Origin of the sequence: Mesorhizobium sp. M0968, assembly GCF_040319065.1 — a bacterium.
Classification (GTDB): Bacteria; Pseudomonadota; Alphaproteobacteria; order Rhizobiales; family Rhizobiaceae; genus Mesorhizobium.
In genome coordinates, this window is sequence record NZ_JAMYNL010000032.1 from 1 (window position 1) to 20,870 (window position 20,870).

Genomic DNA, 20,870 nt, shown 5'->3' on the forward strand with positions numbered 1-20,870 from the left:
CACCCCCCCCCCGCCGCTCCCCAGCCCCCCTCAGTTTTTTGGGGGGGCCCCAAAAAAAACACCCCCCCCCCCGCCCCCCCCGCGCCCCCCCCCCCGCCGCGGGGGCCCGGCGCCCCCCCCCCCCCCACCGCTGGTGGATCACTCGAAGTCCTTGACGTTCCGCAGCGTCACCAGTCCGGCGCCGGTATCCACATTGGCCTCGACGGGTTCCCCGCGGATGGCCTTGACGACAGTGTCGATGCCAAGCTCACCCATTTTCGCTGGAAATTGAGCTACGCTGGCGTCCTCCGCCCCCGACTTGATCGCTTCGATCTCACCGCAGCACGCGTCGAAGCCGACCACTATGAGGTTGTCGTTGGCAATGCCGGCATTGCTGATCGACTTGACGGCGCCAGGGATCGGCGGACCGCAGGCCGAGTAGATCGCCTTGAGATCGGGATTGGCGGTGAGGATGTCTTCGGTCACTGACGTGCCAAGTTCCAGCGTGCAGTTGGTTGCGCCCTTGCCGACGACATCGATCTTGACGTCGCCCAATCCCTCCATCATGCCCGTGACCCGGTCATCCAGAGCCGGCACCCCGGGAACGCCTTGCAGGATGCCGATCTTGTCACCGCTCTTGAGCACCGTTTTAAGATACTCTCCGGCGATCTTGCCGCCGTTGAGGTTGTTGGTCGAGACCAATGCCGTCTGGCCTTTCCAGTTGGGAATGCTGTTGTCGACGAGAACCACCTTGATGCCGGCGGCGACCGCCTTGTCGAGCGCCGGCGCGACCGTCGGGTCGACCGGCGTGATTGCCAGCCCCTTGACGCCCTGCGTGATCATGGACTCAATCAATGCGATCTGACCTTCGATGTCGGTAGCTGCCTGGCCCTGGCCGGTGACCAGTTCGATCTCCGGATGAGCGGCCGCGTATTTCTTGGCGGCGTCCTCCATGGTCGAGTAGAACGGCACCGGGAATTTCGTAATCAGGCCAACCTTGATCTTGTCTGCGGCCGAAGCCGGCACGGAAAACGCAACAGCGATCACCAGCCCTGCGAACAGTTTTCGGTTCATTGGCATTGTATTCCTCCCTTGGATTGAGACGCCTCCCGGCGGGAGACGCTTCAGGCATTTGCGGACCTGAAAGGTCCCCAAATTTCGAACGGGTCAGGCTCCAACGATCATGGAAACCAGTTCCTGTTTGTTGCCTTTGGTCGGCACCAGTTCGCCGACCCTGCGGCCCTGGCGAAGCACCACCGCGCGATCGGCGAGCTCGACGACGTGTTCCATGTTGTGAGTGATCAGGATGACGGCATTGCCCTGGTCGCGGAGCGCAGCGACCAGATTGAGCACCTGGCGTGATTCACGCAGGCCGAGTGCGGCGGTCGGCTCATCCAGAATGACAACCTTGCGGGCGAACACGGTCGAGCGGGCCACGGCGATCGCTTGCCTTTGACCGCCCGACATCATGGCGACGACGGCATCCAGCCGCGGCAGCGTAACTTTCAGGTTTGCCAGCAGAGCACGGGTCTCGGCGTCCATCCGGCGCTGCTGCAGAAACCGCAGGCCGCGCGGAAGCCATTGCGGGCCAGCCAGCTCGCGACCAGCAAAGAAGTTCTGTCCCGGCGTCAGATTGTCGAACAGCGCCAGATCCTGATAGACGGTCTCGATGCCGGCGAAGCGCGCATCCGCAGGGGAGCGTATCTGCGTTGGCGCACCGTCCAAAAGGATCGCGCCGGCATCGAGTTGGTGCACCCCGCTGATGCATTTGGTCAGCGTCGATTTACCCGCGCCATTGTCGCCGAGCAGGCCGACGATCTCGCCGCGCCGCACCTCGATGCTGACATCGTCGAGGGCCAGAACCGAACCGAAACGCTTGGTAGCACCGTGTACCGCCAGCACGGGATTGTCCGCCGTGACCGCGTGATCGACTTTGGCCGCAACGGCGCTCATGACTGCCTTCCGGCTTGCAGCACACGCACACGCCCTTCGAGGTAATTGCGCAGCACGTCGGACTTGACCGCGATCACGATGACCACGCCGATGACGATGAGCTGGAAAAAGACATTGACGTTGAGCAGGTTGAGCGCGTTGCGGATAACGCCGATCATGATGGCGCCGATCAAGGCATGGCCGAGGTGGCCGCGACCGCCAAGAAAGCTGGCGCCGCCAATGATCACCGCCGCGATCGTGTCCAGTTCCAGCAGATTGCCGAACAGCGGCGAACCGGCGTCGGTGCGGCCGGCAAGGATGACGGCACCGATGCCGGCGCACAGTCCTGAGATGACATAGACCGAAACCAGCACCCAGGACACGGGAATGCCCATGCGCAGCGCGGCGTCGGGCCGGCCGCCGACGGCATAAATCCAGCGCCCCCAGACCATGGTTTTAGCCATGACGGAAAGAACCGCGGCAACGCCCGCAACGACGAAAATCGATCCAGGCAGGCCCCAGACCGCCTCGCGGCCAAGCGCATCGATCGAATCCGGCATGCCAGGAATGGCGCGGCCATCGGCCAGTTGCAGGGCCAGCCCCTTGGCGATGCTCAATGTCGCCAGCGTGATGATGAAAGGATGCGGCAGCCGGCCGAAGACGTAGAAGAGCCCGTTGATGGCGCCGACCGCGGCACCGCAGCCAACCATCACGGCGATCACGATGATGGCGGGAGCGCCGGCATGAAAGCTCAGCGCGCCGACGACGGAAGCCAGTGCAAGGTTCGAGCCGACGGAGAGATCGATGCCGCGTGTCAGGATGACCAGATGCTGGCCCATCGCGACAACCGAGATGACGGCCGTCTGGGCGAGGATGTTACTGAGATTGCGTCCCGTCAGGAAATAGGGCGACAGAAAGCTGAGGACGGCGATCAGCAGCACCAGGATGACCACCGGACCAGCGCTCAGCAGCATCAGGCCGAGCGCAAGGCCGGGAACGGCTTCTGACTTCCTCGATGCCGGCAACGCTGCCTCGCCGACAGTCGTGCCGGTGTTTCCCGTTTCAGGCAAATTTCCCCTCCCCGCCGCGGCTTGTACGAGCCGCGTCGTCAAAAACTCAATTCGTGTTCAGGTCCTCTTCTTATCGATAAAAAACAACCGGCCGGGCCGGGTCAAGTTGTTTTTTATGGATAAAGTTCATGCTAAAAGGACAAGCTATAGTTCCCAAGGAAAATCCGATGAGAACCGACACCGTCTACAAGAAGGCCTTCAATCGAGCTGCGAATATGCTGCGCGACGGGCAACTGGCCGGTGAACTTCCTTCCGAAAATGAGCTTAGACGGCGAATGTGCGTCAGCCGCACAACCGTCAGAAAGGTTTTGCGGGAACTGGTTCACCGCGAACTTATCACCGAACGCCACGGCCTCAGGTCGACGGGCCGCCCGGTCAGCGACAACGATTACTATCCGGACGCCGAAACCACACCTCGCGCCAAGCATGTCGAACAGCAATTCATGGAGTGGATGCTGCGGGGCGACACCAGGCCTGGAACCAGCATCAATGAGCTCGAGCTTGCGCGCCAATTCGGCGTTGCGACCAACGGAATTCGCGAATTCCTGATCCGCTTCAGCCGGTTTGGACTGATCGAGAAACGGCCGAATTCAGGCTGGCTTTTCAAGGGCTTCACCGAAGACTTTGCACTTGAGCTCTTCGAGATCCGGGTGATGTTCGAACTGCGTTCGGCGCAACTATTTTCACTACAGCCGCACAGTTCTCCCCTATGGTCGAAACTCGCTGCGCTCAAGATGGCGCATGCCGACCTGCTGGAGCGAATTGAGGGCCGTTTTCATAACTTCTCCGGCCTGGACAACCGGTTTCACCGGCTCATAAACGAGGCTTCACCGAACCGCTTCATCGATGATTTCTACGACATCATCACGTTCATTTTTCACTACCACTATCAGTGGAACAAGCAGGACGAAAAGCAGCGCAACCAGGCGGCAATCCTCGAGCATCTCGCCTATATCGATGCGCTCGAAAGCCGCGAATCTGACCGGATTGAGCGGGCCTGCCGAGCGCACCTGGCGTCGGCAAGAGCAACGTTGACGCGTTCGCTTATCGGACTTGTTGAATGATGTAGTCGACCCGCCCTTCAAGGGAACCGACGCATCCTCTGGAACGCGTCGGAAGCAAACGCTTACGCGTGACGGATTTCCGTTCCCAGCACCTTCAAACATTCGCGGATGAACGCTGCAAGGGCCGTCCAGCCCTTTGCCGAAACCATCGTGCCATCCACATATGCCTCCGTTGGAGACAGGTCGATATAGGTGCCGCCCGCAAGCGTCACTTCGGGCTCGCAAGCCGCCAGTGCGCCGACCTTCTTGCCACGCACGACGCCGTCCACCGCAATCAGGATCTGCACGCCGTGGCAGATCGTGAAGATCGGCTTCTTGGTTTCGTGGAAGTGGCGCACCATCGCCTGTACGCGCTTGTCGGTGCGGATGTATTCGGGGCCACGGCCGCCGGCGCAGTACACAGCGTGGTATTGCTCCAACTGCTTCTCAGCGTCGGAAAAGGTCTTGTTGATCAGCGCATAGTGGCCGAGCTTTTCGGTGTAGGTCTGATCGCCCTCGAAATCGTGCAGCGATGTTTTGATCAGGTCTCCGGCGCTTTTGTCTGGGCACACGACGTGCACGGTGTGGCCCACCGCTTCCATCGCCTGCTGGTAGACGAAGATTTCGTATTCCTCGGTGAATTCACCGGTCAGCATCAGGATCTTTTTGCCTGGCATGGTACTTCCTTTCCTGTGACAACGGCCGGGCGAGACCTGTACTCGCCTGGTAGGTTTGAGTTTCTAGAAGGGTGAATCGGGGAAGTAGTCTTCGTTGGCACTGGCCTGCGTGATGACCGTCAACGGCGGGTACGGGGACATCGGGACAGTCTCAGTCGAACGCCAACAACAAACGGTCGCGGGAATGCTCGATATGGCGACGCATCGCCTGCTCGGCAGCGGCAGGATCGGCCGCAGCGAAAGCGGCCAGGATGGCCTCATGCTCGTCAAGCGCCTCCTCGGTGACGCGCGAATGGAACATCAGGCGGAATATGTGGAAGTGGGTATGCTGGTGCGCCAGTGTCTCGCGCACGAGTTCGTTGTTGGCGAATTCCATGACCTTGTCATGGAAAATGGCATCCTGGCGGGCGAAGTTGGAATACCGCAGGCGCTCGTCCTTGCCCTCACGGCGCGCCATGACGCCGGCGGATGTCTGAAGCTGCGCGAGCTTTACCTCGTCCATGAGCGCGGCTGCCTTGGCTGCGCCATGAGGTTCGAGCAGCAGGCGAAGCTCATAAAGTTCGTCAAACCGCCGTTTCGTGATCTGCGGCGCAGCGCGGTAACCGATCAGATGCGTCTTCAGCACCAGGCCTTCGCCTTCGAGCCGGCCGAGCGCCTCGCGGATCGGCGTGTGGGATACGTTGAATTCCTTGACCAGGCTGTCGACGGTGATGCGCGAGCCCGGCGCAATCTTCAGGGACATGAGTTGCGCAAAGATCGCTTCGTAGACGTCCTCAACCAGGCTGCTGGAGCGCTGGATACGCCCGCCGGCGAGGTTCGCTTCGTCTAGACTGGGTAAGTTCATGGCCTGCATGTTTTGCCTCTTGACACATTGAGTTGCTAACACGATGCTCCGGCCAATGCAATCCTATATCCTATACGATTTTATCGAGGATATCATTTGCGGCAGCTAGGAGACAAAGCAATCGAATGTGCAGTGGCCCTGCTGGAACAGCGTGCCGCCCTGGCAGCCCGTGCTTCCTCACCTGCTGAACGGACCGCCAGCGTTGCGGACGATGGTTCGGCACGTCGATACGCAACCGCGTTGCGAGACGGGTTTTACATCGAACCCGGCCTTGGGGCCGAGTTGAACGCCATCTCGCATTCCAATCCAGACATCATCACAGGATGCAGGTCATGAGCCTTTTCGCTGCCCTAAGGCTGCCGCGCGAAATCCTCTTCGGGAAGGGCCAACGCCACGTCATCCCGGTTGTCGCGGCCAGGCTCGGGCGTCGCGCGCTCGTCTGCACCGATGAACGTTTTGCCGCAACGGGCCCGTTCGCAGAGATTGTCGCGGCGCTGCGAGCCGCCTCGATAGACGTACTGGTGCATGACCGTGTGCTGCCCGACGTTCCTCGGGACACCGTTGCCGTCTGCGTCGAGGAAGCACGGAAGTTCGCGCCCGACATGGTGATCGGCATTGGCGGCGGCAGCTGTCTCGACATGGCCAAATGCGCCGCGCTGCTCATCAGTCACGGCGGTCAGCTCCAGGATTACTACGGCGAGTTCAAGGTGCCCGGCCCGACGCTGCCGCTGATCGCGGTGCCGACGACAGCCGGCACCGGCTCTGAAGTCACCCCGGTTGCCGTGATCTCGGATCCGGATCGCACACTGAAGGTCGGCATCTCCAGCCCGTATCTGATCGCGGCCGCGGCCATCTGCGATCCTGAACTGACGATGACATGCCCGCCGGGATTGACGGCGATCGCAGGCGCTGACGCGCTGACGCATGCAATCGAGGCCTTCACCGCCGCCAGGCGGGGGACCGATCCCGGCCTTCCGCAGAAACATGTCTTTATCGGCAAAACCGCCTTGACCGATCATTTCGCCCTGCTGGCGATCAAGCTGCTTGGCCGAAGCCTTGAAACGGCATACCGCCGGCCCTCTGACGAGGACGCCCGGGCCGACGTCATGATGGGTGCACTTGCAGCCGGCTGCGCGTTCGGAACGGCCGGCACAGCGGCAGCGCATGCCGTGCAATATCCGGTTGGCGCGATAACCCACACCGCTCACGGATTGGGCGTCGCCACCATGTTGCCGTACGTCATGAAGTACAACAAAACAGCCGCAGCGACCGAGATGGTCGAGATCGCCAACGCGCTCTGCCTCGATGGTAAAGGCCGGACGCCCGACGAGTTGGCCGACGCGACCATTGCCGAAGTCAGCCGGCTGTTTGGGGCAATCGGGATCACCCCCACGTTGGCCGAGCTGGGGCTGCCCGCCGATAAGCTCGATTGGACGGCGGAACAGGCGATCGCTATCGAGCGCCTCATCAAGAACAATCCGCGGCCATTCGATTTGCGGACCATGCGACGTCTGGTCCAGGCCGCCTTTGATGGCGACCTCGCCAGCTGCGTCATGTAAACGATCGGGAATATCGAGATGAACACGTTTTCACAGGTTCTGACTGACGATCAGGGCGTCAGCGACTTCCACACAATCTCGCACCGGCTGTATATTGGCGGCCAATGGCGCCAGTCCGCGGATGGCAGGGTGATTCTGGTCATTGATCCATCGACCGAGGCTGTCATCGCCGCTGTGCCGGATGCGACCGTGAACGACGCCGCCACTGCCGTTGAAGCCGCTGCCAAGGCAGCCGATGGCTGGCGGACAACGCCGCCGCGAAAACGTTCCGAGATCCTCAGACGCTGCTTTGAACTGATGACGGAACGATCGGAGGCACTGGCTACTCTCATCGCACTGGAAAACGGCAAGGCCCTGCGGGATGCCCGAGGCGAGATCGCTTACGCGGCGGAATTTTTCCGTTGGAATGCCGAGGAGGCCGTTCGCATTACCGGTGAATTCGGTACTGCGCCTTCCGGCACCAATCGCATTGTGGTCGACTACGAACCCGTCGGCATCTGCATCCTGATCACGCCCTGGAATTTTCCTGCCGCGATGGCGACGCGCAAGATCGCGCCGGCACTTGCCGCGGGATGCACGGTGATCCTGAAGCCAGCCAGTGAGACACCCCTCACCGCCTATGCGCTCGCCGCGCTCTACCAGGACGCGGGCGTTCCACCAGGGGTGGTCAATGTCCTGACAACCTCCAGTCCCGGGCCTTTGACAGCCGCCATGCTGGCCGATCCGCGGGTGCGCAAACTCTCCTTCACCGGTTCGACGGGTGTGGGCCGCGCTCTGCTGGCAGAGGCTGCCAGGCATGTGGTTTCGTGTTCCATGGAGCTGGGCGGCAACGCACCGTTCATTGTGTTCGACGACGCCGATCTCGAAGCGGCGCTCGATGGTGCAATGGTGGCCAAGATGCGCAACGCCGGCGAGGCCTGCACGGCCGCAAACCGCCTCTATGTGCAATCCGGCATCTACGAAGCCTTCTGCGATGGCCTCGAGAAGCGAATGTCGTCGCTCAAGGTCGGCCCTGGCACTGATCCGGACACGGAATGCGGGCCCATGATCACGAAAAAGGCGGTCGAGAAGATAGACCGCCTTGTCGTCGACGCGGTCACACGCGGCGCGCGGGTCATGTGCGGCGGCTCAGTCCTGTCCGGGCGCGGTTTCTTCTATCCTCCGACGGTGCTTCGCGACGTGCCGGGCGACGCAAAGATGGCGCATGAGGAGATATTCGGGCCGGTGGCGCCAATCTCGAGCTTCGAAACGGAGGCCGAAGTCATCGCACGCGCCAATGACACCGAATATGGGCTTGCTGCCTACATTTACACGCGCGATCTGGCGCGCGGCATGCGGGTGGCTTCCCGCATCGAGGCCGGGATGATTGCTCTCAACCGCGGGCTGATGTCTGATCCGGCAGCTCCCTTCGGCGGCGTCAAGCAAAGTGGGCTCGGCCGCGAGGGAGGGCAGCATCACGGCATTGCCGAGTTCATGGAGGCGAAATACCTCGCCGTCAGCATGTGAGCTGAAGAAGAATGCAAGGCGATCCCTTTCGCATCCGCGACCACGTTGCTGATTTTGACCAAATCGTGCAGGACATTGTTGACCGCAGCGAGGTCGCCCGCGCCGCCATTCCGATGGCCGCCGACGTGGCCTACGGACCGGATCCGACCGAGACCATGGACCTGTTCTTTCCCGCGGGCAAAAGAACGGCGCTACCGGTGCACATCTTTGTCCATGGCGGCTACTGGAGAATGTTCTCCAAGCGCGACTATTCATATATGGCGACGACGATTACCCAAGCCGGGGCCATCGCCGTCATCCTTGATTATGCTCTGATGCCCAAGGTCCGAATGGCGAGGATTGTCGACCAGGTGCGCCGCGCCAAGCAGTGGGTCCTGGCCAACATCGCCGATCATGGCGGAAGCCCGGCGGCCCTGACCGTCAGTGGTCATTCGGCTGGAGCCCATCTTGCAACGTTCCTGTTCGAAGGCGAGCATACCCCCTCGAATGTGAAGGCAGCCCTTCTCCTGAGCGGACTATATGATTTGAAGCCGCTCCAGGATTCCTTTCTCGCCAACGAGATTGGAATAACCGACGAGGAAGTCGCCATGTTCACACCTCTCGCCTGTCGGCATGATGCTCAAACCAAGGCGGCGGTCCTGGTCGGAGCCAACGAGACGCCACCCTTCCATCAGCAAGCCGATCGATTCAAAGCAAGCTTGCTGCGGCAGGGATCGTTGGTAACGTCGCATGTGCTCCCGAACCGCAACCATATGGACAGTGTCAGAGATCTTGGCGTGCCGGGGACCGAGGCTGGCGATTGCCTGGCAAAACTGATCGCCAAGGCCTGCTGACTAACTCGGGTTCTCCAGGCGATTTGTTTTGCGCCACTCCTCGTACTCTCCGCGGGCATCATCATGCAGCGGATAGTAGCGTTGCAACGGCCCGCCCTCCATGAGCTTCGCTCGCGAAAACTCCTCCCAATCATGATGCTTCTGTGATTCTTCGATCACCTTCGGGGCCATCACGACGGGAAGCACCACCACCCCGTCGTCGTCGGCGACGATGATGTCGCCCGGGATCACCGTGACACCGCCGCAGGCAATCGGAACGTTGACGGCATTGGGATAGATGCTGGTCTGCACATGATAGTTTGGCGTCCAGCCGCGCAGCCATAGGGGCAGGTCGAGCTTTTCGACATTGGGCCGGTCGCGCATGCACCCATCGATGACGATACCGGCCCCGCCCCTGCCCTTGAAATACGTCGACATCATATCGCCGAAGACGCCCGAGCTCATGTCGCCGCGCGCGTCGACCACGACCACATCGCCCTCCTGCGCGTGATAGAGCACGTGCCGGTGCAGCTGTGTCTCCGGATCGGCATATTCTCCTTCGGTGAAGAGGTCCGGCCGCTGCGGCAGGAACTGCAGCGTCAGCACCGGCCCGACGATCGACTTCCCGTGGTTTTGCGCCACCGGACCGACCATGTGCGGATTGCGGAAACCCATATGGCCAAGCGTGCCGGCAACCGTCGCGGCGCCGATCTCCCTGAGTGCGTCGATCAGGTCCTTAGGCGGCCGCATGATGTCGGAAGTATGTGTCATTGTGGACTCCGATTGAATGGAACTACCAGTTCGCAACAGAACCGTCGCGGCGCTTAAGGTGAGGCGCTTCCCAGAAACGCAAACTCTGCGCCTGGACCGCAACTTCGTTGACCTCGACGCCGAGCCCCGGCAGATCGCCGACCGGGTAATCGGTCCCGTCGAGCCGTGGTTGCACGGGGAAGAAGTCGGAATTGTCGAAGCCCAGCTTTGTTTCGGGTGCCCTGGTCTCGAGCCACGCGAAGTTGGGTACCGCGGCAGCGAGATGCACGGTCGCGGCCGTGCACACTGGACCAAGCGGATTGTGCGGCATCAGGTCCACATAATGCGCCTCGCTCCAGCCAGCGATTTTCATCGCCTCGGTGAGCCCGCCGACATTGCAAACATCGAGCCGGTTGAACTGATGGATGCCGCGCTCGATGTAGGGCAGGAACTGCCACTTGCTGGCAAATTCCTCGCCTATGGCAAAGGGGATTTCGGTCATCGTGCGCAGCGATTCATAGGCCTCCGGCGTTTCGGCCCGTATCGGCTCCTCGAGGAAATCAAGCACGCCGCGACCGAGCTTGTTGCAGAAGCTCGCGGCCTCTGCCACCGACAGCCGATGATGATAGTCGAGGCCGAGGACCACGTCGCTGCCCAGCGCCTCGCGCGCCTTGTTCAGCATACTTGCGGTAGCGCCGATGGACTCGCGCGGCTCGAAGATGTCCTTGCTGTTTTGCCCGAAGGGGAAGAAGCGGATCGCCTGCCACCCCTGCGCGCGAAGTTCGCGGGCCCGTTCGATGGCAACGTCGCCCTCGGCCTCGTCGCCGGTCGAGGCAAAGGTGGGAATGCGGTCGCGCTGCTTGCCGCCCAGCAGCTCGTAGACCGGCACGCCCAGCGCCTTGCCCTTGATGTCGTGAAGGGCGATGTCGATGGCGGAAATCGCCGCCTGAAGGACTCGCCCGCCTTCGAAGTACTGGCTGCGGTAAACCTCCTGCCAGATCCGCCCGATCTGCATCGGGTCGCGGCCGATGAGAAACTCGCGATAGTGCTCGACCGCGCCGGCCACGGCCCTCTCGCGACCGCTCAAGCCGCTCTCGCCCCAGCCGAAGATGCCCTGGTCGGTCTCGACCTTGACGAGCATCTGGTTGCGCGTTCCTACCCACACCGGATAGGGCTTGATCGCGGTGATCTTAAGTTTCTCAGTCATCCACGCCCACGTTTCACGCGCATTCGCTCTATCTCAGTTGGCCTTGAGGGCCATTTCAGTTTCGCCATCGAACAGATGCATCCGCTCCTGGTCGAACTCGAGCCAGATCTGCTCGTCGGGCGCGACGGCAATGTTCGGCGGCACACTGACGTTGACGATGGCGCCGGACAGGAACGCCTGGACGAAGGTGACGTCTCCGGTCGGTTCCACCGTGTAGGCCTTGGCCGGAATGGAACCAGGGACCGCACTCTTGTGGAGCTTGATCGTCGAGTGACGTGCGCCGAGCACGACTTTCCTGGTCGTCGCTTTCGCCACCTTCTGGGCATTGCGCGGTGAGAGCTCAAGGCGCCAGCCCTCGGCGCCGGTCAACACCGTGTTGCCGTTTGCCATCGAGGCCTCTAACGGAATAAGGCTCATCGCCGGGCTGCCGATGAAGCTGGCCACGAACATGTTCACCGGATGGGCGAAGACCTGCGCCGGTGAATCGTATTGCTGCAGGTAGCCGCCATTCATCACCGCCATCTTGTCAGCCATGGTCACGGCTTCGAGCTGGTCGTGCGTCACATAGATGATCGTCGCCTTGAGGTCCTGGTGGAAACGCTTGATCTCCGACCGCATCTGCACGCGCAGTTTGGCATCGAGGTTAGACAGTGGCTCGTCCATGAGGAACACGGCGGGGTCGCGAACGAGGGCACGGCCAAGGGCCACACGCTGCTGCTGCCCGCCCGACAGTTCGCGCGGCTTGCGCTCGAGCAGGTGCGTCATGTCGAGCACTCGCGCCGCTTCCTTGACCTTTTTGTCGATCTCGTCCCTGGGGAGTTTGCGCATCTGAAGCGGGAACGCCAGGTTCTTGTAGACCGATTTCTGCGGGTAGAGCGCGTAGTTCTGGAACACCATTGCGATGTCCCGGTCCTTGGGGTCGAGGTCGTTGACCACCCGCTCGCCGATGATGATGTCGCCCGCTGTGATCGGGGTCAGCCCCGCGACAAGATTGAGCGTGGTTGTCTTGCCGCAGCCTGAAGGCCCGACGAGCGCAACGAACTCGCCGTCATTGACCGTCAGCGAGACGTGGTTGACAGCTTTGAAGCTGCCATAGCTCTTGACGAGATCTTGGAGGACCACGTGGGCCATCGGCAACTCCCTAGTGCTTGACCGCGCCTTCTGTAAGGGCGCGTACGAAGTATCGTTGCAGGACCAGGAACAGCACCACGACGGGCACGCTCATCATGAAGCTGGCCGCCATCAGGCCCGGAAAGTCCGTCGTATTTTCCGAGAAGAAGCGTTGGATGCCGACCGGCAGGGTCAACTGCTCGTTCTTGGAGAGGAAGGTGTAGGCGTAGATGTACTCGTTCCACGCGCCGATGAAGGAATAGATTGCGGTGGCGATGATCCCCGGCGTCGAGAGCGGCATCACGATCATGATGAAGGCCTGGAACCGTGTTGCGCCATCGATGCGCGCCGCCTGCTCAAGCTGCACCGGGATATTGTCGTAAAAGCCCTTGAGCAGCCAGATCGCCAGCGGCAGGCCAAAGGTGAGATAGGTGAGTATCAGCGAGCCATGCGTGTTTATCAGACCGATGGCGCGCATCAGGATGAAGAGTGGCACGAGAAAGATCACCGCCGGGAACATGTTGCGCAGCAGCACGGCAAAGAACAGGAAATTCCGGCCGGGGAAACTGAAGCGCGAAAACGCGTAGGCCGCTGGGACAGCCACGATCACCGAAAGGATTGTCGTGACGGTCGACACGAAAAGGCTGTTCCAGAAGAAGCGGAGGAAGTCCTGGCCGACGCTGTTCTGCGGATCGAGCAGTTTCTGGTAGCTGGCGAGGGTAGGTTCGTCCGGCCACCATTGCGGCGGGAATTGCGTCGCCGCGAATCCGGACTTGATCGAGGTGATCAGCATCCAGATCATCGGCAACGCGGTATAAAGCAGCATGAACACGAGGAATATGCGCCCGGCCCACCGCCATCCGTCGACGCGCATGCGGCGACGGGTCTGGGCTCGAGGCGCTGTCTCGGTAATCGTGCTCATCAGGCGCTCCCCTCTTTCCGCTCGTTGCCGCTTAACGCACGGACGTAGAAGTAGCCCAGCGTCATCAGCGTGAGGAACAGGAGCACCGAATAGGCCGATGCCACGCCCCAGCGCTGCCGTCCGAAGGCGAGCTCGTAAATGTGGGTTATCCAGATATGCGATGCGTTCGACGGCCCGCCGCCGGTCATGATCCAGGGGATGATGAAGGAATTGAAGTTGGCCACCGCGAGCAGCAGCATCGTCACCACCGAGACGTTGCGCAAGTGCGGGAAGGTGACGTGCCAAAAGCGCTGCCATGCATTGGCACCGTCGACTTTTGCGGCGCGCAGCAATTGGTCGGGGACTGTCTGCAGGCCGGCCATCATCATGATCATGGCGAACGGAAACTCGCGCCAGATATTGACGACGATCAGGGAGGGCAGCACTGTGCTGACATTGTCGATGAAATTCGGCGGCTGGTCGGCCAATCCGAGGCCGACCAGCACCGCGCCGATGATCCCGAAGTCCGAATGGTAGATCCACTTCCAGATGTAGGAGGCGGCGACGGCGCTGATGACCCAAGGGATGATCAGGACGGCGCGCAGGACACCACGGCCGATGAAGTCGCGGTGGAGCGCCAGCGCTGTGGCAAACCCCAGGACAAAGGAGATGAAAGTTGACCCCAGAGTCCAGATCAGTGTGTTCCAGGTGACTTTCCAGAACACCTGACTGGTGAGGATGGTCGTGTAGTTGTCGAAGCCGATGAAGGTCTTGTCGCGGAGTTGCAGGCCAGGCGGTGTCTTAAAGAACGACAGCTCGACCGTGTAGTAGATCGGATAGGCGATGACGATGAGCATCACGGCGATCGCTGGGAGCACGTACGCGTAGTCCGCACGATGCTCCCAGACCTTCCGCAGCGCGCCGGACCAACCGGGTTGGAATCTTCGGCGAGCCTCGGCCTTGCCGGTCACGATCGTCACTTGTGGCGTGCCCTTTTTCTTCGGAACGCTGCGGCTGCGCCAGCGGCGCAGCCGGTCCAGGTCGTAGGTGTGGCTTGGACTAGAGTCCGCCCATCAGGTCTTTTACCTTCTTGGCCGCATCGTCCGCTGCCTCGTCGACGGTCATCGCTCCGGTCAGGGCATTCTGCAGCATGTCCGGGATGATGATGTTCATGATCTCGGGGGCCTGCGGCAGAGCTGGGAACGGGATGCCGTATGGCAGCATCGAGGTGGTGACGTCGAGGAACTTGATGTTGTCCAGACGTTCCTTCATCCACTTGGTCTTGAAGCCGTTGAGGTTGCCAGGGTTTGATCCGGCGTAGGCCATCTTCAGCGACCATTCAGGGCTCGTCCACATGCAGATGATAGCTTTCGCGGCCGGCTCGTCTACCTTGCCGCCCTCGACATATTCGGGTTTCAGGATGTGAATGTTCGAGCCGCCGAACACGACGGCGCGCTTGCCGTCGGGACCAGTCGGGATCAGGCCGTAGCGCATGTTGTCGATGACCGTCTGCGCCTTGTCCTTGTCGGTGCCCGTCGCCTTTTTCTGCAGGTCGAGCATGACGTTGTAATCGGACGGGTGCGAGATCATCATGCCGAGCTGGCCAGCGACGAACAGGGGCTGATTATCGGCCTGCTGATTGGTGAGTGCCGAAACCGGAACCGACTTGTCGCGAACATACATGTCGTAGGAGGCTTGCAGCGCTGCCTTGCTTTGCGGGCTATCGAGCTGGACCTGCTCATAGGTCGGGTTCGGCGTCGCTTCGTCGAAGACACCTCCGCCATAGGCCCACAGCTGTGGCATGAAGCGGTACGGCGTATTGCCGGCATTCTTGCGAGCCACGAGGCCATATCCGGCAATGCCGAGCTTGTCGTGGATCTGCTTGGAATACTTGACCACGTCGTCCCACGTTGCCGGCGGTTTGTCCGGATCGAGGCCGGCACGCTTGAAGATGTCGGCGTTCCAGATGAACGCCATCGTCTCGTTGTTGGTCGGAATGCCGTAGGTCACGCCCTCCCAGGTCACTGCCTTCATGGCGCCGGGCCAGAAATCCTCTGTCGAATACCCCACATCCTCTGGCTTGAGCGGCTGCAGATAGCCCTTTGAGGCGAACTCGGTACCACCCAGGATCTGCAGGCGGACCGCCATAGGCGCGGCATTGCCCAGGAGCGCGGTGCGGAACTTGTCGAGAAGGTCGTTATAGGTGAGGGCTTGTTCCTCGAGCTGGATGTTCGGATAGGTTTTGCGGAAGGTCTCGAAGAAATCCTTGTAGTACTGGCGCAGGAGGTCCGGGTCGCCCTCGAACACGCCCTGATACCAGAATGTCAGTCGCCCCTTGTAATCGAGCGGGGTGACCTTGGCGCAATCGGCCGCCGTGTCAAAATCCTGTGTGCCCGCAATCGAGCGCACATACTCCGGCGACCACTTGCTCAGGTCGACCGGCGGTGCACCCAGCGCCGATGTAGACGTCAGGGATGCCATCAAAGCAGTGGCGACAGTGCCGCGCAGGACGGCGCTGCCGAGCGCAATTCTCGTCATAGGTATCCTCCCTGGTTCTCCCATGCCGCCCTGAAGCGGTCCTTACTCGTTTCGATCGCGAGGATGCTTCTGCCAGCTCAGTGTATCCTCTCGATCGCTTGGTACGTTTTCAGATCATGAATTGCCTGTCAACGCGCAGAATCGTACATTGTTTGCGAAAGCCGTGTGTGATATCGGGCAAGGTATGTATTAAATTGGGGAGCCGGCCTTGGCCGAAATAAGCGATTTCAAAGCGATGCCACCGGTGGGGACCGATCCCATCGGGGCCTCCAGCGAGGGCGCCTCGCTTTATGAATTGATCAGGGAAGATATCATCGAGGGACGGCTCGCTGCCAACGAACGGCTTGTCGTGACCGATCTCGCCCGGCGTCACGGCACTTCGACCAATCCTGTGCGCGAGGCCCTGCAGTTGTTGCGCGGCGAAGGGTTTGTCACCTTTATCGCCAACCGCGGGGCGCGCGTGCGACCCATTGATCAAGATTTTGTCCGGGATATCTACGAGATCGGTGTTCTGATCGAGCCAGCCCTGACACGATGGTTTGTGAATATGGCTACCGGCGAGGACATCGCCGAACTCGAACGTCTCCAAGGCCTGATCGAAGAGAACAACTTCGCCGACACATTCAGGCACAGTGAGCTGGATACCGCTTTCCACACCGTGATGTACCAGCGGCACTACAACCGCCACGCCGCCGAGCTTTGGTGGAAGCACCGCGAAGTGCTGCGAGCCGTGAGCCGTCGTTTCAATTTCACGCTGGCGCGACGTGCCGCGATCATGCGCGAGCACCGCGAACTCATCGCGCTTGTGAAGGCGGGAGAGGCCGACAAGGCGGCTGAACTCGTTTCCCGCCATGTCGAGGGTTCGGGCCGGCATATTCTCGAACAGATGCGAGCGCGCAACGCCGCTCGGGCCGGATAGAATGTCCAGTCCAGAACATCGTTAGCTGACCATTTCCAGGCAAAGGTAGTTGAGATGAAAATCACGAGCATTCGGCCGTGGCTGATCAAGTCCGATGCTTCCTACTGGGGAGAGTTCCTGTTCGTCGAAGTGACGACCGACGAGGGAGTGAGTGGCTGGGGAGAGATCACCACCACGACAAGGCTCGCCAACCGCGCTCTCTGCACGATCCTGCGGCAGATCGGCGTCGCCGTGACAGGCGAGGATCCCGCGCGTATCGAGCATCTCTGGCACAAGATCTTCCGCAGCTTCACCTACATGGGAAGCCGCGGCGCCGCCGTCGAATGCGTGAGCGCCATCGATATTGCCCTCTGGGACATCCGGGGCAAAGTCCTCGGCAAGCCGATTTACGAGCTGCTTGGCGGGCCGGTACGCGATGAAATCGCGCTCTACACCCATCCCAACCAGGCCAAATTCACCAGCAAGGAGGCCGTGGTCCGCGAAATTCTAGACATTGTCGAGTCCGGACACACTGCGCTCAAGTTCGATCCCTACCCCCACCAGGGCCGCAGCGCCGATGGCCTGCCCCGCGAACAGCGAGACGGCTACCTCGATGGCAGCATGACCCGCAAGGACGAGCGCGAGGCCGCCGAACTCACGGCTCTGATCCGCGAAACGGCAGGACCCGATGTCGACATTCTCATCGATGCGCACGGCCGCTTCGATGTCCCCACCGCCATTCGCCTCTGTCGGAGCCTCGAGGAGGCCGGCCAGATCGACTGGTTTGAGGAGCCCTGCCCGCCCGAGAGCCTTAACGCCCTCAAGCAGGTACGTGAGAAGGTCAATACCGCCATCTCGTGGGGCGAGCGCGGCCACACGAAGTGGGATTTCGTGCCGGTACTCGAGAACAGGCTCGCCGACTACATCATGCCCGACGTTACCTGGACCGGCGGCATTACCGAACTCAAGAAGATTTCTGCACTGTGCGAAGCCTACTACGTGCCGGTCTCGCCACATGACGCCGCCGGACCAATCAACGTGGTTGCGGGAGCGCAGGTGATGATGACCGTTCCCAATTTCTACAAACTCGAAACATCGGAGTGGAACCTGGGCAAATACGATCACCTGATCGACAGACCACTCGACATTTCGAACGGCAGCCTCAAGCTGTCGTCGAAGCCTGGTCTCGGTATTGAGATGGACCGCGACTACCTGCAGGCCCACGAGATTGAGCTGGGCTAGCAACACTCTATGCCGGCCCCGGGTGCGAGACGACAAGCCGAAAACGAGGATAAGTCATGGCAAAGACAGGTGGCGCCGACGAAGCGCTCAATCGGGTAAACGCGAACTCCAAGCCATCCCAGCTTCGCATCACCGACATGCGGGTAGCCGAAATCGTCGGCGCGCCGTTCACCTCGACCCTGCTCAAGATTTACACCAACCAGGGCATCGTCGGGCTTGGCGAGGTGCGCGACGGCGCCAGTGCCACTTACGCGCTGATGCTGAAGAGCCGGCTGCTTGGCGAGAACCCTTGCGACATCGACCGCCTGTTTCGCCGGATCAAGCAGTTCGGTGGCCATGGCCGGCAAGGCGGCGGCGTCTCGGCGGTCGAGATCGCGTTGTGGGATCTCGCCGGCAAGGCCTATGGCGTTCCCATCTACCAGATGCTCGGCGGTCGGTTTCGGGAGAAGGTGCGCGTCTATTGCGACACCGACGCTACCGTGCCGAGCGGCACCGAGACCGGCAAGCGCCTCAAGCAGCGCATGGCGCTCGGCTTCACCTTCCTCAAGATGGATCTGGGGCTGATGCAGATCGCGGATGTACCCGGTGCGGTCGTCTCCCCTGCCGGTTCACTGGAAGGGTACCGCATCCATCCCGGCCGCGGCCCGGTCAAGACCATGGAGGAGCGGCGCACCCGCAATGCCGCTTACGATTTGCATAACGTCCCCCATCCGTTTACCGGCCTCCACTTTTCCGACAAGGGCCTCGACCTGCTTGAACAGTACATTGCCGAGGTTCGCGATGTTATCGGTATGGATATTCCGCTCGCCATTGACCATGTCGGCCACATCTCGCTGCAGAACGGCATTCGGCTCGCCAGGCGGATTGAAAAATACGTGCCGGCCTGGCTCGAGGATGTGATCCCATGGCAGTACACCGAGCAGTTCCGGCAACTGCAGGCCGCCACTACGGTGCCGATCTGCACCGGCGAGGACATCTACCTTAAGGAAGGCTTCGAGCCTCTGCTCAAGAGCGGCGGCCTCTCCATTATCCACCCGGACCTGCTCACCAGCGGGGGCATCCTCGAGACCAAGAAGATCGGCGACATGGCCCAGGACCACGGCATCGCAATGGCCATCCATATGGCCGAAAGTCCAATCGCCGCAATGGCCGCGGCACATGTCGCGACCGCGACCGAAAACTTCATGGCGCTCGAATACCACTCTGCCGATGTCGACTGGTGGGACGATATCGTCACCGGCCTTCCCAAGCCGCTCGTGAAGGACGGCTTTATCACTGTTCCGGACAAACCTGGCCTGGGGATTGACGACGTCGTCGACGAGGTGATCTCGCAGCATCTGCAGCCGGGTGTCACCGGCATCTGGCAGCCCACGGATCATTGGGACGACGAGTATTCCTGGGACCGTATCTGGAGCTGAGGCGAAAAGAACCGAAGATGAAGATCACCGATCTCCGCTGCGCCGTCATCGGCAAACATCCAATAGTCCGCATCGTTACCGACGAGGGCCTCTATGGCCTTGGCGAAGTCGAGTTCACCAAGACCTATCTCAAGCCTTGGGTGCTGCATTTCCGTGAGGCGCTGATCGGCGAGGACCCTACCGACGTCGAGCGGGTGATGCTGAAGATCCGCCAACGCGGCTCTTTCAAGCCCTATGGCGCGGCGGTAAGCGCTATCGAGCATGCGCTGTGGGACATAGCCGGCAAGGCCGCAGGCGTGCCGGCCTACAAACTGCTCGGCGGCAAGGTGCGCGACAAGGTGCGCGTCTATAACGGCTCGATCCGCCAGAAGCGAACGGGGGACCGGCCGGAGGATTACGCCGCTGACGTGAAATGGATGATGGAGCAGCCGCAGAATTTCTTCATGATCAAGCAGGGAATCTCGTTCCATTCCAACATGAAGGACACCATCGAGGGCTTTCACTACGGCGTGACGCAGAAGAAGGCCGGCTATCACGGTGCCATGGACCAGGGCGTGATCAGCGAGCGCGGTTTCAACCATATGCTCGACTGCGTGATGGCGATGAAGGAAGTGCTGGGCGACAAGGTCAGCCTGGCGCTCGACTGCGGCCCGGGCTGGATGCTGCCCGATGCAATCAAGTTCGCTCGCGCGGTCGAGAAGTACAATTTGATGTGGCTCGAGGACATGCTGACCGGCGACTATGTGCCGTGGGTCAATCCGCAGGCCTATCGGGAGTTGACCACCTCCACCTCGACGCCAATCCATACCGGCGAGCAGATATACCTGCGGCACAATTTCAAGGAGCTGATCGAAACGCAGGCGGTGCGCGTCATCGGCCCCGATCCGGCCGATATTGGCGGCATTGCCGAGCTCAAATGGGTCGCCGAGCACGCCTATATGCACTCAATTCTGATGGCACCGCACGGCACCGCGAACGGCCTTCTCGGCCTCGGCGCGCTGATCAATGTGTGCGCCACCCTGCCCGCCAACTTCATCGCGTTCGAATGCCCGAGCGCTTCCGACCCCTGGTGGGAGGACCTCGTAATCGGCCTGCCGTCGCAGATCGTGAAGGACAGCATGGTGGACTTGCTGGAAGCGCCGGGGCTGGGCCTCGATATCGACGCCGAAGCAGCCAGGAAGTATCTCCGGGATGAGGATGCAGGCTTCTTCGACTGAACCATCCTTCTTGCGCCACCGTGCACGGCGCGGACTGCTTCACGCAACCTGTCATCCGGAATGACCGTTTCGGGGCCGAAAGCCGTCGGTCCACTTTGGGTAACTACAGGCGCATAAGCGGACATTGCCTGGGTGGCGGCCCCCGGGTTTGACCCATTCCAGACATT

At 61.1% G+C, this 20,870-nt stretch carries 19 protein-coding genes; 8 read left to right on the forward strand and 11 right to left on the reverse strand.

The window, feature by feature from the left end:
- Window positions 1-138 precede the first annotated feature (138 nt).
- From NKH67_RS29725 to NKH67_RS29735, 3 genes are all read right to left on the reverse strand, one after another.
- Entirely contained in the window at window positions 139-1,053 is a 915-nt protein-coding gene (locus NKH67_RS29725; RefSeq protein ID WP_353032435.1) for a sugar ABC transporter substrate-binding protein, read from the reverse strand.
- A 93-nt stretch (window positions 1,054-1,146) separates the two neighbouring features.
- Window positions 1,147-1,932 (reverse strand): ATP-binding cassette domain-containing protein, encoded by a 786-nt coding sequence (locus NKH67_RS29730; protein WP_352725937.1) that lies wholly within the window; start codon window positions 1,930-1,932, stop codon window positions 1,147-1,149.
- The gene (locus NKH67_RS29735; RefSeq protein ID WP_353032437.1) at window positions 1,929-2,981 is read right to left on the reverse strand and encodes an ABC transporter permease; all 1,053 of its coding nucleotides are present in this window, start codon (window positions 2,979-2,981) and stop codon (window positions 1,929-1,931) included. The genes NKH67_RS29730 and NKH67_RS29735 overlap by 4 nt, the downstream gene beginning before the upstream one ends.
- A 167-nt stretch (window positions 2,982-3,148) precedes the next feature.
- Between NKH67_RS29735 and NKH67_RS29740 the strand changes: the two genes are divergently transcribed.
- Window positions 3,149-4,045, forward strand: coding sequence for a GntR family transcriptional regulator (locus NKH67_RS29740; protein WP_353032439.1), 897 nt, complete (start codon window positions 3,149-3,151; stop codon window positions 4,043-4,045).
- A gap of 62 nt (window positions 4,046-4,107) precedes the next feature.
- Here NKH67_RS29740 and NKH67_RS29745 read toward each other — a convergent pair whose 3' ends face one another.
- Together NKH67_RS29745 and NKH67_RS29750 are read right to left on the reverse strand one after the other, a co-directional pair.
- Window positions 4,108-4,701, reverse strand: coding sequence for a DJ-1/PfpI family protein (locus NKH67_RS29745; protein WP_352493019.1), 594 nt, complete (start codon window positions 4,699-4,701; stop codon window positions 4,108-4,110).
- 151 nt (window positions 4,702-4,852) lie between these two features.
- On the reverse strand, window positions 4,853-5,554 hold the full coding sequence (locus NKH67_RS29750; protein ID WP_352503630.1) for a GntR family transcriptional regulator: 702 nt from the start codon (window positions 5,552-5,554) through the stop codon (window positions 4,853-4,855).
- A 323-nt stretch (window positions 5,555-5,877) separates the two neighbouring features.
- Here NKH67_RS29750 and NKH67_RS29755 point away from each other — a divergent pair, with 323 nt between their 5' ends.
- From NKH67_RS29755 to NKH67_RS29765, 3 genes are read left to right on the forward strand one after another with little or no spacing between them, the layout of a single operon-like run.
- Window positions 5,878-7,104 carry an iron-containing alcohol dehydrogenase gene (locus tag NKH67_RS29755; protein ID WP_353032441.1) on the forward strand — a complete coding sequence of 409 codons (1,227 nt, stop codon included), beginning with the start codon at window positions 5,878-5,880 and terminating at the stop codon, window positions 7,102-7,104.
- Window positions 7,105-7,122: 18 nt separating this feature from the next.
- Complete coding sequence (locus tag NKH67_RS29760; RefSeq protein WP_353032443.1) at window positions 7,123-8,610, forward strand: NAD-dependent succinate-semialdehyde dehydrogenase; 1,488 nt, start codon at window positions 7,123-7,125, stop codon at window positions 8,608-8,610.
- Window positions 8,611-8,621: 11 nt separating this feature from the next.
- Window positions 8,622-9,443: an alpha/beta hydrolase gene (locus NKH67_RS29765; RefSeq protein ID WP_502893830.1), complete on the forward strand. Its 822-nt coding sequence runs from the start codon at window positions 8,622-8,624 to the stop codon at window positions 9,441-9,443.
- Here the strand turns inward: NKH67_RS29765 and NKH67_RS29770 are convergent, their stop codons facing one another.
- The 6 genes from NKH67_RS29770 to NKH67_RS29795 all read right to left on the reverse strand — a co-directional run bounded on the left by NKH67_RS29770 (window position 9,444) and on the right by NKH67_RS29795 (window position 15,928).
- Window positions 9,444-10,193, reverse strand: coding sequence for a ribonuclease activity regulator RraA (locus tag NKH67_RS29770; RefSeq protein ID WP_352474433.1), 750 nt, complete (start codon window positions 10,191-10,193; stop codon window positions 9,444-9,446).
- A 22-nt stretch (window positions 10,194-10,215) separates the two neighbouring features.
- Entirely contained in the window at window positions 10,216-11,379 is a 1,164-nt protein-coding gene (locus tag NKH67_RS29775) for a mandelate racemase/muconate lactonizing enzyme family protein (protein ID WP_352474432.1), read from the reverse strand.
- Between the two features lie 33 nt (window positions 11,380-11,412).
- Complete coding sequence (locus NKH67_RS29780; RefSeq protein WP_352474430.1) at window positions 11,413-12,510, reverse strand: ABC transporter ATP-binding protein; 1,098 nt, start codon at window positions 12,508-12,510, stop codon at window positions 11,413-11,415.
- A 10-nt stretch (window positions 12,511-12,520) separates the two neighbouring features.
- Window positions 12,521-13,411 carry a carbohydrate ABC transporter permease gene (locus tag NKH67_RS29785; protein WP_352503625.1) on the reverse strand — a complete coding sequence of 297 codons (891 nt, stop codon included), beginning with the start codon at window positions 13,409-13,411 and terminating at the stop codon, window positions 12,521-12,523.
- A complete protein-coding gene (locus tag NKH67_RS29790) occupies window positions 13,411-14,370 on the reverse strand; it encodes a carbohydrate ABC transporter permease (RefSeq protein WP_353032448.1) in 960 nt (319 codons plus the stop codon). The genes NKH67_RS29785 and NKH67_RS29790 overlap by 1 nt, the downstream gene beginning before the upstream one ends.
- A gap of 79 nt (window positions 14,371-14,449) precedes the next feature.
- Entirely contained in the window at window positions 14,450-15,928 is a 1,479-nt protein-coding gene (locus NKH67_RS29795; RefSeq protein WP_352503623.1) for an ABC transporter substrate-binding protein, read from the reverse strand.
- A 208-nt stretch (window positions 15,929-16,136) separates the two neighbouring features.
- Here NKH67_RS29795 and NKH67_RS29800 point away from each other — a divergent pair, with 208 nt between their 5' ends.
- The 4 genes from NKH67_RS29800 to NKH67_RS29815 are packed head-to-tail and all read left to right on the forward strand — an operon-like array spanning window position 16,137 to window position 20,703.
- Entirely contained in the window at window positions 16,137-16,847 is a 711-nt protein-coding gene (locus NKH67_RS29800; protein ID WP_352503622.1) for a GntR family transcriptional regulator, read from the forward strand.
- A gap of 54 nt (window positions 16,848-16,901) precedes the next feature.
- Window positions 16,902-18,068 carry a mandelate racemase/muconate lactonizing enzyme family protein gene (locus NKH67_RS29805; RefSeq protein WP_352841880.1) on the forward strand — a complete coding sequence of 389 codons (1,167 nt, stop codon included), beginning with the start codon at window positions 16,902-16,904 and terminating at the stop codon, window positions 18,066-18,068.
- Window positions 18,069-18,124: 56 nt separating this feature from the next.
- Window positions 18,125-19,486: a mandelate racemase/muconate lactonizing enzyme family protein gene (locus tag NKH67_RS29810; protein WP_353032451.1), complete on the forward strand. Its 1,362-nt coding sequence runs from the start codon at window positions 18,125-18,127 to the stop codon at window positions 19,484-19,486.
- A gap of 17 nt (window positions 19,487-19,503) precedes the next feature.
- Window positions 19,504-20,703, forward strand: coding sequence for a mandelate racemase/muconate lactonizing enzyme family protein (locus NKH67_RS29815; protein ID WP_353032453.1), 1,200 nt, complete (start codon window positions 19,504-19,506; stop codon window positions 20,701-20,703).
- Window positions 20,704-20,870 lie beyond the last annotated feature (167 nt).

Excerpts from the sequence above, each read along its gene's own strand:
- NKH67_RS29765 (WP_502893830.1), top strand. The coding sequence starts at position 8,622 with ATGCAAGGCGATCCCTTTCGCATCCGCGACCACGTTGCTGATTTTGAC.
- NKH67_RS29775 (WP_352474432.1), bottom strand. The coding sequence starts at position 11,379 with ATGACTGAGAAACTTAAGATCACCGCGATCAAGCCCTATCCGGTGTGG.
- NKH67_RS29770 (WP_352474433.1), bottom strand. The coding sequence starts at position 10,193 with ATGACACATACTTCCGACATCATGCGGCCGCCTAAGGACCTGATCGAC.
- NKH67_RS29745 (WP_352493019.1), bottom strand. The coding sequence starts at position 4,701 with ATGCCAGGCAAAAAGATCCTGATGCTGACCGGTGAATTCACCGAGGAA.
- NKH67_RS29805 (WP_352841880.1), top strand. The coding sequence starts at position 16,902 with ATGAAAATCACGAGCATTCGGCCGTGGCTGATCAAGTCCGATGCTTCC.
- NKH67_RS29780 (WP_352474430.1), bottom strand. The coding sequence starts at position 12,510 with ATGGCCCACGTGGTCCTCCAAGATCTCGTCAAGAGCTATGGCAGCTTC.
- NKH67_RS29740 (WP_353032439.1), top strand. The coding sequence starts at position 3,149 with ATGAGAACCGACACCGTCTACAAGAAGGCCTTCAATCGAGCTGCGAAT.
- NKH67_RS29760 (WP_353032443.1), top strand. The coding sequence starts at position 7,123 with ATGAACACGTTTTCACAGGTTCTGACTGACGATCAGGGCGTCAGCGAC.
- NKH67_RS29755 (WP_353032441.1), top strand. The coding sequence starts at position 5,878 with ATGAGCCTTTTCGCTGCCCTAAGGCTGCCGCGCGAAATCCTCTTCGGG.
- NKH67_RS29750 (WP_352503630.1), bottom strand. The coding sequence starts at position 5,554 with ATGCAGGCCATGAACTTACCCAGTCTAGACGAAGCGAACCTCGCCGGC.
- NKH67_RS29810 (WP_353032451.1), top strand. The coding sequence starts at position 18,125 with ATGGCAAAGACAGGTGGCGCCGACGAAGCGCTCAATCGGGTAAACGCG.
- NKH67_RS29795 (WP_352503623.1), bottom strand. The coding sequence starts at position 15,928 with ATGACGAGAATTGCGCTCGGCAGCGCCGTCCTGCGCGGCACTGTCGCC.
- NKH67_RS29730 (WP_352725937.1), bottom strand. The coding sequence starts at position 1,932 with ATGAGCGCCGTTGCGGCCAAAGTCGATCACGCGGTCACGGCGGACAAT.
- NKH67_RS29815 (WP_353032453.1), top strand. The coding sequence starts at position 19,504 with ATGAAGATCACCGATCTCCGCTGCGCCGTCATCGGCAAACATCCAATA.
- NKH67_RS29725 (WP_353032435.1), bottom strand. The coding sequence starts at position 1,053 with ATGAACCGAAAACTGTTCGCAGGGCTGGTGATCGCTGTTGCGTTTTCC.
- NKH67_RS29785 (WP_352503625.1), bottom strand. The coding sequence starts at position 13,411 with ATGAGCACGATTACCGAGACAGCGCCTCGAGCCCAGACCCGTCGCCGC.